20 protein-coding genes are annotated in these 15,508 nt (G+C 40.8%); 12 read left to right on the top strand and 8 right to left on the bottom strand.

Going from position 1 to position 15,508, the window contains the following annotated elements:
* Position 1: 1 nt before the first annotated feature.
* From ACOQON_RS09425 to ACOQON_RS09440, 4 genes are all read right to left on the bottom strand, one after another.
* Positions 2 to 991: a hypothetical protein gene (locus tag ACOQON_RS09425; protein ID WP_420575189.1), complete on the bottom strand. Its 990-nt coding sequence runs from the start codon at positions 989 to 991 to the stop codon at positions 2 to 4.
* Positions 984 to 1,172, bottom strand: a complete 189-nt coding sequence (locus ACOQON_RS09430) for a hypothetical protein (protein ID WP_420575190.1) — start codon at positions 1,170 to 1,172, stop codon at positions 984 to 986. Before ACOQON_RS09430 ends, ACOQON_RS09425 begins: the two co-directional genes overlap by 8 nt.
* A 79-nt stretch (positions 1,173 to 1,251) precedes the next feature.
* The gene (locus ACOQON_RS09435; RefSeq protein WP_420575191.1) at positions 1,252 to 2,274 is read right to left on the bottom strand and encodes a D-alanine--D-alanine ligase family protein; all 1,023 of its coding nucleotides are present in this window, start codon (positions 2,272 to 2,274) and stop codon (positions 1,252 to 1,254) included.
* 31 nt (positions 2,275 to 2,305) lie between these two features.
* A complete protein-coding gene (locus ACOQON_RS09440; RefSeq protein WP_420575192.1) occupies positions 2,306 to 2,515 on the bottom strand; it encodes a hypothetical protein in 210 nt (69 codons plus the stop codon).
* Positions 2,516 to 2,560: 45 nt separating this feature from the next.
* On the opposite strand from ACOQON_RS09440, the gene ACOQON_RS09445 reads away from it, so the two are divergent.
* Positions 2,561 to 2,992 (top strand): hypothetical protein, encoded by a 432-nt coding sequence (locus ACOQON_RS09445; protein WP_420575193.1) that lies wholly within the window; start codon positions 2,561 to 2,563, stop codon positions 2,990 to 2,992.
* Positions 2,989 to 3,723: a VIT1/CCC1 transporter family protein gene (locus ACOQON_RS09450; RefSeq protein WP_420575194.1), complete on the top strand. Its 735-nt coding sequence runs from the start codon at positions 2,989 to 2,991 to the stop codon at positions 3,721 to 3,723. The genes ACOQON_RS09445 and ACOQON_RS09450 overlap by 4 nt, the downstream gene beginning before the upstream one ends.
* Before the next feature lie 2 nt (positions 3,724 to 3,725).
* Here ACOQON_RS09450 and ACOQON_RS09455 read toward each other — a convergent pair whose 3' ends face one another.
* Together ACOQON_RS09455 and ACOQON_RS09460 are read right to left on the bottom strand one after the other, a co-directional pair.
* On the bottom strand, positions 3,726 to 4,298 hold the full coding sequence (locus ACOQON_RS09455; protein WP_420575195.1) for a toxin-antitoxin system YwqK family antitoxin: 573 nt from the start codon (positions 4,296 to 4,298) through the stop codon (positions 3,726 to 3,728).
* Positions 4,298 to 4,696, bottom strand: a complete 399-nt coding sequence (locus ACOQON_RS09460) for a DoxX family protein (RefSeq protein ID WP_420575196.1) — start codon at positions 4,694 to 4,696, stop codon at positions 4,298 to 4,300. Before ACOQON_RS09460 ends, ACOQON_RS09455 begins: the two co-directional genes overlap by 1 nt.
* A 35-nt stretch (positions 4,697 to 4,731) precedes the next feature.
* Here ACOQON_RS09460 and ACOQON_RS09465 point away from each other — a divergent pair, with 35 nt between their 5' ends.
* From ACOQON_RS09465 to ACOQON_RS09480, 4 genes are all read left to right on the top strand, one after another.
* Positions 4,732 to 5,160 (top strand): response regulator transcription factor, encoded by a 429-nt coding sequence (locus ACOQON_RS09465; RefSeq protein WP_420575197.1) that lies wholly within the window; start codon positions 4,732 to 4,734, stop codon positions 5,158 to 5,160.
* A 73-nt stretch (positions 5,161 to 5,233) separates the two neighbouring features.
* On the top strand, positions 5,234 to 5,746 hold the full coding sequence (locus ACOQON_RS09470) for a DUF4199 domain-containing protein (protein ID WP_420575198.1): 513 nt from the start codon (positions 5,234 to 5,236) through the stop codon (positions 5,744 to 5,746).
* Positions 5,747 to 5,766: 20 nt separating this feature from the next.
* On the top strand, positions 5,767 to 6,294 hold the full coding sequence (locus ACOQON_RS09475; RefSeq protein WP_420575199.1) for a hypothetical protein: 528 nt from the start codon (positions 5,767 to 5,769) through the stop codon (positions 6,292 to 6,294).
* A 96-nt stretch (positions 6,295 to 6,390) separates the two neighbouring features.
* Positions 6,391 to 7,275: a hypothetical protein gene (locus tag ACOQON_RS09480; protein ID WP_420575200.1), complete on the top strand. Its 885-nt coding sequence runs from the start codon at positions 6,391 to 6,393 to the stop codon at positions 7,273 to 7,275.
* Between the two features lie 115 nt (positions 7,276 to 7,390).
* Here ACOQON_RS09480 and ACOQON_RS09485 read toward each other — a convergent pair whose 3' ends face one another.
* Positions 7,391 to 7,846, bottom strand: a complete 456-nt coding sequence (locus ACOQON_RS09485; protein WP_420575201.1) for a hypothetical protein — start codon at positions 7,844 to 7,846, stop codon at positions 7,391 to 7,393.
* A 40-nt stretch (positions 7,847 to 7,886) separates the two neighbouring features.
* Here ACOQON_RS09485 and hisS point away from each other — a divergent pair, with 40 nt between their 5' ends.
* From hisS to ACOQON_RS09505, 4 genes are all read left to right on the top strand, one after another.
* Complete coding sequence (hisS, locus tag ACOQON_RS09490; protein ID WP_420575202.1) at positions 7,887 to 9,242, top strand: histidine--tRNA ligase; 1,356 nt, start codon at positions 7,887 to 7,889, stop codon at positions 9,240 to 9,242.
* Between the two features lie 75 nt (positions 9,243 to 9,317).
* Positions 9,318 to 10,895, top strand: coding sequence for a gliding motility-associated C-terminal domain-containing protein (locus ACOQON_RS09495; protein ID WP_420575203.1), 1,578 nt, complete (start codon positions 9,318 to 9,320; stop codon positions 10,893 to 10,895).
* Between the two features lie 7 nt (positions 10,896 to 10,902).
* Positions 10,903 to 11,235, top strand: a complete 333-nt coding sequence (locus ACOQON_RS09500) for a YbaB/EbfC family nucleoid-associated protein (protein ID WP_420575204.1) — start codon at positions 10,903 to 10,905, stop codon at positions 11,233 to 11,235.
* A complete protein-coding gene (locus ACOQON_RS09505) occupies positions 11,236 to 12,222 on the top strand; it encodes a glycosyltransferase family 2 protein (RefSeq protein WP_420575205.1) in 987 nt (328 codons plus the stop codon). It begins immediately after the preceding gene.
* Here ACOQON_RS09505 and ACOQON_RS09510 read toward each other — a convergent pair.
* A complete protein-coding gene (locus ACOQON_RS09510; protein WP_420575206.1) occupies positions 12,219 to 12,428 on the bottom strand; it encodes a PspC domain-containing protein in 210 nt (69 codons plus the stop codon). The genes ACOQON_RS09505 and ACOQON_RS09510 overlap by 4 nt on opposite strands.
* 152 nt (positions 12,429 to 12,580) lie before the next feature.
* Here ACOQON_RS09510 and ACOQON_RS09515 point away from each other — a divergent pair, with 152 nt between their 5' ends.
* The gene (locus ACOQON_RS09515; RefSeq protein WP_420575207.1) at positions 12,581 to 14,344 is read left to right on the top strand and encodes a hypothetical protein; all 1,764 of its coding nucleotides are present in this window, start codon (positions 12,581 to 12,583) and stop codon (positions 14,342 to 14,344) included.
* A gap of 152 nt (positions 14,345 to 14,496) precedes the next feature.
* A complete protein-coding gene (locus tag ACOQON_RS09520; protein WP_420575208.1) occupies positions 14,497 to 15,477 on the top strand; it encodes a pyruvate dehydrogenase complex E1 component subunit beta in 981 nt (326 codons plus the stop codon).
* Positions 15,478 to 15,508: the final 31 nt, after the last annotated feature.

Raw genomic sequence — 15,508 nt, forward strand, 5'->3', positions numbered from 1 at the left:
TTTACCCTTTCATTGGATCTACGGTAGAAAAATCTTCTTTGCCTGATGCTTTTGGTTTCTCCTTCGTTGATACTTCTTCAGGTTTAGAAGATTGCATGGGATCCGTCGCTCCGGCAGGTGTTGGTTCATCTATTTCCTTTTTCACCTGCTCTGCCATGGACGGTTGAGTCGGTTGATTAGTTGGTGCTCCATCCTTTCCTGTTGGAACCGGTGCTCCGTTTGGCCTGAGGTACTGCAAGGAACGACTACCAAAATAAAAGGCAATCATCATCAGGAAAGCTGTCTTAAAAAACTCATATTGATCCCAGAAAAGCGAGCTGGAATCTATCTCATTGGTCATGCCAAAGCTCACAACCAGGAGCGCAATTGCCCCAAACAGCAGAGAAAAAGCAATCATTCCTCTCACGGTCCCATTCGGCATTCCAAACGTTTCGTCTTTATAGGGATTGTATTTTGGCTCGGCTTCTATGTCATCCGGATCATAAAAGTTCCCTTGCCGCTTGTCTTCTTTAGCTTGATAGATTTTGTTCCATTCTTCATCCGTAAGTCCAAGATTGACATTATAGTAATACACCGCCCAGATGAAATAAGAAAGAAAGATGCACGCCCAGAGTGTAACGATTCCCAGCGCGATGGCTTTAAAAACAGCCTCCTCTCCGGTGTTTGTCTCGAAAACCATCATCACCCCAAATGCTCCCAAAGCCAACAGAATAAAGATGATCACCCGAATACCCCAGAAGAAAAACTTCGACATGGAGTCAGGCTTCTTCTTTTCTGTTGCTGTAGTGGATTTGTAAAAGGCGAATGCACCAATGAAGAATGCAAAAGAAACGATTACGGCAATGTGGCTGCCTAAACCTCCGATCCAGGGAGTACCAAAATACTCTTTGATAAGAAGCAGGAAAAAGAGAAAAGCAAAAGATGCAACCAGCCCTTGTAGCAGGATTCGGTTGAACAGTAGTTTATCACGTGAACGGAATAATTCAAGCATTGCCCATGGATTTGAAGAAGTTGGAAATGGATTTGATAATAGCTTTTAAAAACCCGACAATAGGGCCGATCAAGCCAACCAACCATAACCATACATCCTCCAGCAAATCCGGACGATAGATAACCAGTATAACGGAAATAGTGACTAACGCAACAAGTATAAGTATGAGTGCGTGCCTCATGTGGTTTAAGTGATTAGGTTGGTTCTTTAAATAGAATCAATTTTTAACCTAAATCAAATACCCAAATAGTGGTATTTTCTCAATTACCTCTTTCGATCCCTAATTCAATCAATTGATCAATCAAATCAGAATAGCTAAGGCCTGATTCCTCCCATAACTTCGGATACATGCTGATATTGGTAAATCCGGGAATGGTATTCACTTCGTTCACCAGGATTGCTCCCTCTTCGGTAAGGAACATATCCACCCTGGCCATGCCCTCACAATTCAAAGCGCGATACGCCTTAATGGCCGTTTGCTTTAATGCAGGGAGGTATTTGTCATCAATCTTTGCAGGTATGATAATCTCTGCGTGAGACTGAGCGGCATACTTCTCCTCATAAGAATAAAAATCTCCTGATTGAACCTCCCCCACTCCGGTTGCCTTAGGATCATCATTTCCAAGCACCGCACACTCTAATTCCTTGCCTTTAACTGCTTTTTCAACCAACACCTTTCGGTCATATTTCAAGGCATCCGATATCGCAGATTTCCACTCTGATTCATTGGTCACACGATGTACACCAACCGATGAGCCCATGTTTGCTGGCTTCACAAACACCACTGACCCAAGTTGGCTAGCTATTTTAGTATAGGATGGAATCTCATCCCCCTTTTGGATTTTCAGCCAGTTGGCCACCATCAGCCCTGAGTCTCTCAGCAATCTTTTGGTCACATCCTTATCCATGCAAACCGAAGAACTCAAAACTCCCGGTCCTACAAATGGAAGTTTCATCAGCTTGAGGAGCCCTTGAATCGTTCCATCCTCACCGTTCGGTCCATGAAGGATGGGAAAGACTACTTGAAACTGAGGGATATCCTTCCCCTGACATGAAAAGCAATTGCTTTGATGAGGCTCAATACTAACCGCACTTCCCTGGCTAGTAATTTCATCCCCCAGATCAGTCTCCTCTATTAATCGCCAGGATCCACTTTTACTAATCCCAAAAAGCGTCACTGCATATTTTGAGCGGTCGATTGCGGCAAGGATGTTTTTCGTTGATCGGATGGATATCTCATGTTCCGGAGACTGACCGCCACATAGGATTAATAGGTTTATCATAGGTTAGTATCTAAAACGAACATACACTTTTTCAATCATAAATCTCTCTCAACTCAAAGTCCTCCCCTTTTCCATACTGGATCAACTCACTCATTAAATATTTTTCCATAGAAAAAATATCTTTCAATCGATAGTCGTTTCTACCTACAACCTCTACTAAAATAAATTCACTTTTCTCACCGTAATTGATCAGACGGTATTTCTTCCCAACACGCATACTTGAAAATGCCAGTCCACTCATAACTAAGGCAATATTATTGATGCATTTTTGATTTATTTTTACAATATGAAAAAATTTATTCTTATCCTTTCGATTGTGGCCATTTGCTGGGCTACCGGGTGTAAAGACGATGACGATTCTGGTTCTTTTGTGGGGACCTGGATAGGACAAACCAAAACAGTGAGTTGCAAGGATCCATCCAAAAGTATTCCAACTGCCGGCTTACGATGCGATGATTCATGTTATCGATTAACATTGGAAGGAAATGGTGATTTCACATATCAACAAGGGTTTTCTGAACAATCCGGTTTTTGGGAACTGGATGGTCGATTAAAGCTATGCCAGGATGAAGAAGGAGAAACTATCTGTGAGGAGTATGATGCACAAGTCGCTCAGGGTGCCTTGACATTGGTTACAGACTCTACATCTGCCGGTTGTGTTTCTACCTTTCTATTCTTCAAAGAAGAACCAGCTGACACAACCAGTAATGATGGATGAGGCATCAAAAGCATGAAGATAAAATACACGGCAAACATCGATACTTAAGCCGTTTTCAGAATTACCTTGGAGAATTCGTTTATGGGGGAATAGACGGCAGTGTAACCACATTTGCTGTCGTTTCCGGCTCAGCAGGTGCAAACCTGGAAAGCTCGATTATCATCATTTTAGGATTTGCTAATCTAATTGCTGATGGATTTGCTATGTCTATAGGTAGTTATCTCTCCACTAAATCCGAAAAAGAAAACTACCTCAAACACAAAGCCATAGAATATTGGGAGGTGGATAACCTACCCGAAAAAGAGCGAGAGGAAATACGAGAGATTTATGCATCTAAAGGCTTTAAGGGTGAGCTGTTGGAAAAAGTGGTAGATGTAATCACAGAAGATAAAGATCGCTGGGTGGACATCATGATGAAGGAAGAACTGGAGATGGCTGAAGAAACCAAATCTCCATTTAAAATGGGTGCCATCACATTTCTCAGCTTTATTCTGCTGGGGTTTATCCCACTACTTATATACGTAATTGATTATATCAACCCTCTGGAGTCAAACTTGTTTCTCACCTCATCCATTCTTACTGGCTGCTGCTTTGTAGGGATAGGATTTTTGAAAAGTGTGGTAACTAGTACCGGAAAAATCAAAAGTGTTATTGAGACGCTGCTCCTGGGGGGAGCAGCCGCGACGCTTTCTTATTATGTAGGTCACTTTCTGGAGAAGATGATCACCTAATGTTACGGATCCACTAATTCTCCCATATCGTATTCATATTCGATCGTAAGATTTCCTTCCTGATCATACCATCTAGCAACCCCATCAATTTTACCGTCTACATAATTAGATTCCTCCATCACTGTGCCATCTACATAAAACTTTTGTTGCAGGCCATTCAGCACACCACCTGAATAGTTTTTTCGCTCTACAATCGACCTTCTTTTATAAACAAGGTACTCTCCATCCAACTGATCATTGTGGTAGGATGCCCTCGTCTCCACATAGCCCACATTGTCAAACAACAGCTGAACTCCCTGTTTCTTTCCATTCAGATAGGTGGTAATTGATTGTATTTTTCCTTGACCATCATAGCTTGTCCATGTGCCATGATGCAAGCCATTTAGAAAGTCTCCTTCTCCCACTGTCACTCCACCAGAACTAACGACCGCCTTCTGAAGCCCCGGAATTGCTTCATAATCTTGCAAAGTAGCTCCACCCGGAACCTGACTTCCTTCGATCTCGGATGATCCATTTGAATTTGAACCTCCGCATGCGCATATTACAAATGCCAAAATCCAAATCTGTTTCTTCATTACTTCTTCAAAATTTTAGGTAAAACTTCGTTTCTGATTTTATCCATATTGTTGAAAACAACATATAAACCACAAAGAAAAACGATCAGTGCGTAATAAAACAACTGTCCTTTATCGCCCATTACCTCTATACCTAAGATAGTAAGATGCATTCCAATGGCTCCAATCATCAGCCCAACAGCCAGTACACCTCCAACCCATGCCGTTTTTGGAATGATTAATAATATCGCCCCAATAAGTTCCAGCACACCAATCAACCACCTTCCCCAGGGCTCCATTCCCACTGTTTTGAAAATGTACATGGACTCTGGTGATCCTGAGAATTTGAAATAAAGCGTTTGAGCCATGATAAAAGCTGCAGCTAAACGTGCGATGATGTAGGCAATTTTTCGTAACATAGGTGTGATTTTAGAATACGAAAATTAGAAAGATTTTGAGAAAGCTTCAGAAGCTCAATAATATCTATTGGATTTATGGCGGCATTATGGGCCTGCTGATGGTTTTTTTGGAGGTGATTCACTACCGAACCATGATCAGAGATCTGGAAATTGAAATCTATGGAGCCGTGATCGGGCTTTTATTTCTTTTTCTTGGAATTTGGCTGGGAACCAGTCTTTTCCAAAAAAGAAGCAAGGATACATTTGACGCAAAAAAACTAGGCTTAAGCCAACGTGAAGTAGAAGTATTGGAGCTATTAGCAGAAGGTTTCTCAAATCAGGAGGTTGCAGATAAACTCTTTGTGTCTCTCAATACAGCTAAAACACATATTTCAAATATTTACACCAAACTCAATGTAAAGAGACGAACACAAGCCATTCAAAAAGCACGTGACTTAGCATTGATTCATCCCCAAAAAGGATGATTTGAATAAAATCACCCAAAAGGATGAAATAAATATGTGCTGTCTACTCTTGATTTGAAAAAAAAATAAAAATATGAAACGACTTATCTACTTCGGTCTATTAGCTGGCATTATTAACATCATCGGCTGGTTAGTATTAGATGCCATTTTTCAAGGAGACAGCTTTGATTTTTCACTGGGAGAAACACTGGGCTATACCGCCATGCTAATTGCTTTATCTACAGTGTTTTTCGGAGTGAAATCTTTTCGGGATAAAGAACTTGAGGGCAAAATCTCTTTTAAAAGTGCATTTCTAAAAGGACTAATTATTGTCTCCATTGCTTCATTGATCTATGTGGTGGGATGGGAAATTTATTATCCCAATTTCCAGGCTGATTTTGGTGAGAAGTATAGTGCTTATCTTATCTCTAACCTCGAAGATCAGGGACTTTCCAAGGCAGAAATCGCCGCTGAAAAAGCGAACATGGACGATTGGATGGAAAAATATGAGAATCCACTCTACCGAATCCCAATGACTCTTATGGAGATTTTTCCTTTAGGATTGATAGTGACACTAATTTCCGCGTTGATATTGAAGAGAAAGTAGATTCTACCTAACTTTCCTTCATGGTGAAAAAATTATGTATTTGTGTGCTTACAGGGTTCTTAATGGGATGTGGATCCTCTGGCAATGAAAGTACTGGTTCGTCTGAGATGAATAGCTCTCCGGTTTTACAAGAGAAAACGGAAGGAAGCTACATTCCTGAGGAGGTAATGAGCAATTTGGCTGGAAAGAGAAGGAGTAAACTCAGTAATCTTTATTCTGATGGTCCTTCCTGGTTTAGTTTTCGTATTGAAGAGCCATTCCGTGAGCTTAATATCAACTTAGTAGGTAAGAAACTATCGTATAAAATGGCGTGGGATACCGAGGCTGATAGCGATAGCGACAACCCACTGCCACTAAGTAATATGAATCAAGGAGATTTCATGGTTGATGTAGTTCTCACACCAGGACAGGTTCAAGTCTTTTTCAATGAAGGAATGGAAAGTTTCCTTTTCAATGTGGATAGTGAAAAAATTGATGCCAGGGTTGAAGTCTACCTCGATGGGGAATATCGGGACCTTCCGGGGGTTTTATATGATATCGGCGTTTAATACCTAAATCATTTATTGACTCATATATAATTGATAAACTGAGATTTTTATACCAAAAACTATTAAACTTGAATTCAGAATAGATTCAAATAACCTATGAAATCACCAGGCAAAACCCTAACCATTCTAACTCTTTTGGCTTTTATTACCGGCTGCACGAGTGGTTCATCTTCAGCAGAAAATGAGAAAAGCAAAGAGGAATTAGCAGAAGAAAAGACCATCCATGACTTGGAGAAACTGATGGCGGACCTTCCAGATCCATCTTTGGTTCCATTCACGCTAAAATCCATTGATGCACAATTTGATAAGGCACACATCAACTCTCTTGATAAAATTGAAAGCTATAAAAATAATCGAGATAAGATGGCCTTAAATATGGGCGTTTATGCCTCTGACATTAGTTATCTCGCCGCATACGGTCATGAGGAAGATTGCATCGATTATTTACGTGCCGCACATAATATGGCTGAATTTCTTGGTGACTCTGCGATTTACAATGAAGATGACCTAAATGAATTCAGAGGGCACATCGCTAATCAGAATGAAGAAGAGATTGCTCGGATTCTAAGTAAACTATTCCTTGAAACGAGTGTGAAAATGGAAGAAGACCATCACCTGACTATGGCCGGACTTGCACTTACGGGTAGCTTTGTTGAGGGACTTTATCAGGCCGTTATTACCATTGAAACATACCCAAATACACCTGAAAACGAGAAGCTTTTGGAGCCCCTGGTGAAAATTGTTTTGGGTGAAGAACAGCCACTACTTGATATTATAGAAGTGCTGAACGATCTTCCTTTCGATGATACGATCGCAGATATGATCACCGAACTCTCTATTCTCGATCGACTCTACAAAGGAGATCTTCAGGAAATAGAAGAGAAATTGAAGAATGATCCGGATTTCGTCCTAACTAAAGATGTGATGAGAGATATCACATTGGAAGTAAAACGGATCAGGGAACGTATTACAGAAGAGTAATACACTTAATCTACCTAATCAAAAGGAGCGCTGATTCTTTCAGCGCTTTTTTTATGGCATAAAAAATCCCTGACGAAACCGCCAGGGACTTGTTTGGCTTGATAATAAAGGATAATTACTTATCCTCTTTTTTCTTCGCTGCAGTCTTTTTAGGTGCTGCCTTCTTTGTTTCTTTCTTCTCAGCTTTAGGCTTACTTTCCTTTTTGTCGTCAGCTTTCTTAGCCTTAGGAGCTGCCTTTTTCTTAGGTGCAGCTTTCTTTTCTTCCTTCTTAGGCTCTGCCTTTGCTTCCGCCTTTTCTGCCTTAGGCTCTGCTTTTTCTGCTTTTGCTTTCGGTGCTTCCTCTTTTTTTGGAGCTGCTTTCTCAGCCTTAGGTTCGTCTTTTTTAGACTTGGCCTTCTTAGCAAATTCAGCTTTTATCTCTTCAATGTCTACATTCTTGATGGTAGGAACCGTATTTAGTCGCTTCATTGCAGCAACTCGGTTCTTTGCGACATTTTTATTTTTTCTTCCTTTTCTTTCTAATCTTGTTACGGCCATTTTCTTGGTCTTCTTATCTGAAATGAGCCGCAAATTTAGGGGATTATGTAGTTTTGTCCAAAACGAATTCTCAATGTCTAAAAGCAAGCCAACACTTCCACGTGGCACGCGTGATTTTGGTCCCGAAGTTTCTGCAAAACGCAGTTACATAATAGAAAAAATCAAACAGAATTTCGTCAGGTACGGATTTAGTCAGTTGGAAACCCCGGCAATGGAAAACCTATCCACTCTTACCGGTAAATATGGAGATGAAGGAGATCAACTGCTATTTAAAATTTTGAACTCCGGAGATTACCTAAGCAAAACCTCTGAAGAGGATTACGGGAAAGGAAGCAAACACCTGACTTCCAAAATAGCAGACAAAGGCTTGCGATATGACTTAACCGTTCCATTTGCTCGGTTTGTGGTCATGAACCAACATGATATTTCTTTTCCTTTCAAACGCTTTCAGATTCAGCCGGTTTGGAGAGCAGATCGTCCCCAAAAGGGCCGATACAGAGAGTTTTACCAATGCGATGCAGATATTGTGGGAAGCAAAGCAATCTGGAATGAGGTGGAGCTAACCTTATTATTCAATGACGTTTTCTCTGATCTGAGATTGGACGATTATGTAATCAAGGTTAACCATCGGGAGATGCTCTTTATGCTCGCCAATTATGTTGGTTTGGAAGGAAAGGAGGTTCCCTTCTGTGCTGAAATAGATAAACTTGACAAAATAGGAAGTGATAAAGTCATCGAAAATGTACTGGCTCTGGGAGGTGATAAAGAAAAGGTTTCAGCAGTAATGAGCCTACTCGAAGAAACAGACAAAGAGGTGCTAATATCAAAAGTCAAGGCCATCAATCCTGAAAATGAAGGTGTTCAGGAAGTTATTGAGTTCTTTGAAAGTCTCGATCAATTCAATGATAAAGATTTAAAAGTGGAGCTTGATCTTTCATTAGCAAGAGGTCTCTCCTACTACACCGGCATGATCTATGAAGTAAAGCCAACCTCGGTACAAATGGGTAGCATCTGTGGTGGTGGACGATACGATAATTTAACAGGTGTTTTCGGTCTTGATGGAATTTCAGGGATCGGCATTTCATTTGGACTGGATCGCATCTATGATGTAATGGAGGAGCTCAATCTCTTCCCTGAGGACATCACACAACCATTAGACATTCTGATTGTCCACTTCAGTGAAGTCAATTTGAAGCACGGACAAAAAGTTGTAATGCAGCTACGTGAGGCAGGGATCAAAGCAGACCTATACCCCGCCTCTGACAAAATCAAAAAACAATTCAATTACGCAGATAAAATTCAGACACCTCATACTCTGGTGATTGGAGACAATGAAATGAAATCTGGTGAATACATGCTTAAAAACATGCAGTCCGGAGAACAAAAACCTATGAAAGTGGATGAAATAATCCAGCTTTTTAAAGGTTAACTTTACGATACTTGTTCGTAATATTCATTGGTACACCGTTGGTTACATATTGTTGCTATTCTATTTGTTCCCGCTATGGTCGGAGCACAGGTATTTAGTAGTAAAGGACGATTTTCAGTTGAGTTTGATCGTGGCTGTAGCCCTATGACCGTAAACATTACTGAACATGATCCTTTTGGTAACATCACGAGGCAATACTATTATTTCGAAGGTGCGGGAATAACCAATAGTCAGACATTCACCTATCAGGATGCCGGTGTTTATCAGATTGTTCAGGTAATTGGTCAGGATGGGGTAGAAAAATCAGATACGCTTTTCGTCGAAGCATTCGAGTCCATTAAGCCAAAGGTGGAATTCCAAAGGTGTAATGGATTAGAGCTCTCGGTCACATCTTTAGACACCTATTATGATAGCATTCGCGTGTACTTCACCGTGGATGACTCAGTAACGCTGGAAGCAGACGAAACGGCAAGCTTCACCTTTTCCTCTGGGAACAATCAAATCATTGGGCTCAAAGGTTTTTTCGACAATGCAGATGAGGTGTGTGATTCATTTTTTGAAGAAATTGTACCCATCCCTACCCTCAATGCCCCTGAAATAATAGAAGCCTCTGTGAAAGAATCCTGTAAAGACATTTTCAGTCTTTACCTGCAACTTGATGGTTTTGACACCCTCACCAATTACCGGATCAATGTGATTCAGGGATCTAGCACGAAAGTATTCGACGGTTTTTTAGATCAGTTATCATTCAATATTTCAGACATCCCATTTAATAGGAATAATGACTATTGTGTGAATATTGAAGCATATGATGCCTGCAACAATACCTCGTCATTTAGTTCAGATTATTGTGCAGAAACCACCCAATTATCTCTTTCTCCTTTCGCATCACTTTATTCGACATATGAGGCATCAGGCATTTATATCAACCTCGATCCCGTCGAACTTGGAACATTTGAGATCTACAGAAAATTAGAGGAAGACGATTTCGAATTTAGGTCGGAGCAAACTGCCTCTTTTACCGATCCAATCGGCTCCAATGGACGCAGGTATTCGTATAAAATCGATTATGTCGATAGCTGCGGACAAGTACTTTATACAGCAGAAACCAACCCTCCTTTAGTCACCACGGAGAAAGCAGGACTGAATCAATATTCAGTTTCTTTCACCCCCCCGGTAAATTCATTGATGACATCTCCCACTCATGAGTACCAATCCGGAAACAGCTTTTCACAAACAACAGGTGAAATAAATCAATCTGATTTTTCAATTCAACTAGATGCCAAAGATGGAAGCCCAAGGCAGTTCATAACGGCAACATCCATTTATCCTGATGGATTAATTCTGAGATCGAATGCGGAAACCGTGAGACATGAGTTGGTCATTTATGTTCCAAATGCTTTTACCCCCAATGGAGACGGGTTAAATGACAATCTTGAACTATTTGGACTTCCTACTGAGATTGCAACCACCAACATTTATACTCGCTGGGGACAATTGATTTATACGTCGGATGAGCCAAGCCCTGGCTGGGACGGAACATTAAACGGATCAATCGCACCAGAGGGAACTTATCTGTATGAAATAATCTTTGAAACAGCAAGTGGAGAGAAGCGAACACAAAAAGGTACTTTTGCACTGATAAAAAAATGAGAAGGATATGTTTGATATGATGAAAATGATGGGCAAGGTGAAGGAGATGCAATCCAAAATGAAGGAAGCCCAGGAACAATTAAAAGATATCAAAGTAGAGGGTGAATCCGGAGGTGGAATGGTGAAGGCTACTGCGAATGGCAATAAAGAGCTAATAGCCCTGGACATTGATGATTCTTTGGTGAATAGCTCAGATAAAGATATGATGCGTGATTTAATCATCGCAGCAGTAAACAAAGCGGTGAGCGAGGCGGACATAAAGGCTAAAGAGCATATCAAAAAATCAACTGAGGGAATGATACCGAATATTCCCGGCATGGATCTCTCTGGTATGGTATAAATGGCAAAAACAGCTGTAGTTATACTCAATTATAATGGAAGTGCTTACCTGGAAAAGTTTCTTCCCGGAGTTATCAAGCATTCAACAGAAGCTGATATCTACGTAGCTGATAATGCGTCAACAGATAACTCACTAGAGCTCCTCAACACCAACTTTCCTGAAGTTAAACTCATTGTATTAGATAAAAACCATGGTTTTGCGGGTGGGTACAATGAAGCCCTGAAATCAATTAAAGCTGAATACTACCTATTACTAAACTCGGACGTTGAAGTAACGTCTGGTTGGATCCAGCCCCTAGAGCTATTTCTTGACTCAAACGAGGAGTATGCTGCATGCCAACCAAAAATCAAAGATTATAACCATCAAGGCTTATTCGAATATGCAGGTGCGTGTGGTGGGTTTATTGACTTTTTAGGCTATCCGTACTGCAGAGGACGAATTTTTGATCATATTGAATCGGATTCAGGGCAGTATAATGAAGCGATAGATATTTTTTGGTCCTCGGGCGCATGTATGCTCATCAGAAGCGAGACTTTTCACAAATCGGGTGGTTTTGATAGGGATTTCTTTGCTCATATGGAGGAAATAGACCTTTGTTGGCGCATTCATAGCATGGGGCTAAAAATCAAATCAATACCGGAATCAACCGTATTTCATGTAGGCGGAGGCACTCTAAATAAAACAAGCCCATTCAAAACCTATCTCAACTTTCGGAACGGTCTTAGCCTTCTTATCAAAAATCTACCCATAGGCAAGCTTATTTTAAAATTACCTGTAAGAATAGTCCTGGATTGGATTGCTGCTGTTAAGTTTTTACTGGAAGGTAAACCCAAACACGCTGTTGCAGTCGCAAGAGCTCATATGAAAAACATTTTATGGTTCACCAAAAACCTTAGAAAGCGAAAGCTAATATCAACAGCTCCAAAATCAAGACTGCTGATTTTTGAATATTACATTAAGGGAAAAAAACGATTTAGCGACCTCTAGTAGTACCAAAGGGTGTTATTTCTCCTTCGAAGAATTTTTCGAAAATTCATCACAAAGGCCAAACCCAGGTAGATAATAACCGGAGATCCGAATGTGAGAAAGGAAGCATAAATAAAGAACAGTCGGATACTTGATGTTGGTATTCGAAACTTCTCACCCAACCGGGTGCAAACACCAAAAGCATATTTTTCCAAAAAGTCCTGCATATTATTTGTTATACTGAGGCAAAGATAAACAATACATCTTTTAGATAGTTGCTTTAATAGTGCTCGAAAATGATATTTTCGATTAATTTTGTCAGCACTATAACTAAGAATTATACTATTTATTGTTTGTACAATTAAAAAAACTGAATCAAATGAAAAAATTTAACCTAGCCATGGCATTTGCTGCCGGAGCAATTTTGCTTTCCGGTTGTAAGCTTGACAAGATGATAAAATTGGCTCAGGAGAATGATCTTCAAGTAGACCCCAATCCACTTGAAGTGCACGGAGGGAATGTTCCGTTCGAAATGAGCGCCGTTCTTCCTCCTAAAATTCTTCCGGAAAACACAAGCTTCACTTTAAATACCATTTACGTATATGGTGACCAAGAAGTAAGTGTTGGGGCAGTTGAATTCAAGGCGTCAGATTTCCCTAACAGTTCAAACACTACCTCTAGAAAGGTGGAGAACTTCTCATTCCCATATCAGGAAGGAATGAACCCAGGAACTCTTTACGTTCAGGGTGTAGCTACTGACCTTCGAAATGGTAAGACAAAAGAAACAGATCGATTAGCGGTTGCGCAAGGGTTGGTAATGACCTCTCGATGGATTAAAGATGTAGCGATGGCCTCATATGCAGATCATGGTTACAACGACAAGGAAGAGCTTGTTCCGACGAACGTAAACTTCTACTTTGATCAGGGAGTATCTAACCTTAGAGCTTCACTTTCTTACGAAGGAAAATCAAACCAGAAGAAAAGAGATGAGTTAAGCGCTTTCATCGCTGAAAAGAATGTGACCAGAACTGTTTCTATCACAGGTACTCACTCACCTGAAGGTTCTGAAACAATCAACAGCAACCTTTCTGAAAATCGTGCTAAAGAAATTGAGAAGTTCTACAGAAACAGAATGGATCGATACGATTACAAAGGAGCTGCTGACTCTATCGACTTCATCCTTAAGCCAGTGATTCAGGACTGGAGCGCTTTCAAAGCTGCTCTTGCATCTTATGAGGGAATTAGCGCTGAAGAGAAGTCTCAGTACACTAACATCATCAATGGCTCAGGGTCTTTCGTAGAGAAAGAAAAAGAAATGCAAAAACTTTCTACCTATAAGAAAGTTTTCAAAGACATCTACCCTGGATTGAGATCAGCTAAAACGGAAGTTTTGACTGTGAAGCCTAAGAAGTCTAATGCAGAAATTGCTGTTCTTGCGAAAGCAATCGTGAACGGTGAAGCTGACGCTGACACTCTTTCTATTGAAGAGCTAATGTTTAGCGCTACGCTTACCCCTTCTCTAGAAGAAAAAGCTGCTATCTATAAAGCTGCTGCTGATAAGTCTGGCATGTGGCAAGCACATAACAACCTGGCTGCTGCTCACATTCAGATGGCTAAAAGAGGCGATGCTTCTAAGCTAGATGGAGCTGCTACTCAACTAGAAATTGCAATGAACAAAATGAGCTCAGCTGCTGAAGTACAGGCAAATATGGCTGCAGTTCAAATCCTTCAGGGAGATTACGAGGCTGCATACGAAACCCTAAATGGTGTTAGCTCGTCTTCTAACGACGTTAATGGAAAAGTAAATGCGATGAAAGGTGCCGTTGAATTAAGAATGGCAGAGTATGACAAAGCAAAAGCTTCATTCGCATCTGCTTCAAGCAGCGACAATGTAATTGTTGACAGAGGACTTGCTCACTTATTGAGCAACGACTATAAAATGGCTGATGCTGAATTCAAGCAAGTAGAAAGAGCTGATGCTTACTACCTACTAGCTGTTTCAGCTGCAAGACAAAACAATGCTTCTGAAGTAGGTTCTAACCTTAAGAAAGCAGTAGATGCTGAGCCTTCATACAAGGACATGGCATTGAACGATCTTGAGTTCACTAACTATGCAGATGCAGTAAACGAAGCAGTTAAGTAATCCTTAACTTCTCAATAAATATCAAAACCCTGCCGACTGGCAGGGTTTTTTTATGCCCTTCAAAAAAGATCAGGTGGTTAAAACCCTTAGAAAATAGGCCAATAATCACACATTCATCATTAATTTAGCACACCGAAAAATACAACAGTACAATGAGAGAAATCCAGTTTAGAGAAGCCCTTGGTGAAGCGATGAGTGAAGAAATGAGAAGAGATGAAAATGTCTTTCTTATGGGTGAGGAAGTGGCTGAGTATAATGGTGCTTATAAAGTAAGCCAGGGCATGTTGGATGAGTTCGGACCAAAACGTGTGATCGATACTCCTATTACCGAGCTTGGATTTGCGGGTGTAGGTGTGGGAGCTGCTATGAACGGCCTCCGTCCTATTATCGAATTCATGACTTTCAACTTCTCTCTTGTCGCGATCGATCAGGTTATTAATAGTGCTGCAAAAATGCTCTCCATGTCAGGAGGACAATATAACGTGCCAATCGTGTTTCGCGGACCTACCGGAAATGCCGGACAGCTAAGTCAACAGCATTCGCAGAATTTTGAAAACTGGTATGCAAATACTGCTGGTTTAAAAGTGGTGGTTCCTTCAAACCCCTATGATGCGAAAGGCCTGTTGAAGTCGGCTATTCGCGATGATAACCCTGTCATCTTCATGGAGTCAGAGTTGATGTACGGAGACAAAGGAGAAGTTCCTGAGGAAGAGTATCTTCTGGAGATCGGTCAGGCAAATACTGTAAGAGAAGGGTCTGATGTCACTATTGTATCTTTTGGTAAAATGATGAAAGTTGCTAACAAAGCAGCAGAGGAACTGGCAAAAGATGGCACGGAGGCTGAAGTAATCGATTTAAGATCTGTTAGACCCATCGACTATCAGACAATAGTAGAGTCCGTTAAGAAAACCAATCGACTGGTGATCGTAGAGGAAGCATGGCCACTATCGTCTATCTCCTCTGAGATCAGTCACCATGTCCAGCGAAATGCATTTGATTGGTTGGACGCCCCGATACATAGGATTACCAATAAGGATGTATCTCTGCCTTATGCTCCTACTCTAATAGACGAAGTTTTGCCCAATGAAAGTAGAGTCATTGAGGCTGTTAAAGCAGTGACCTACCAGCGTTGATTTTCACATATTCATTTGGCTTGCAGATAGA

This window comes from Ekhidna sp. (assembly GCF_965221965.1).
Lineage (GTDB): Bacteria > Bacteroidota > Bacteroidia > Cytophagales > Cyclobacteriaceae > Ekhidna.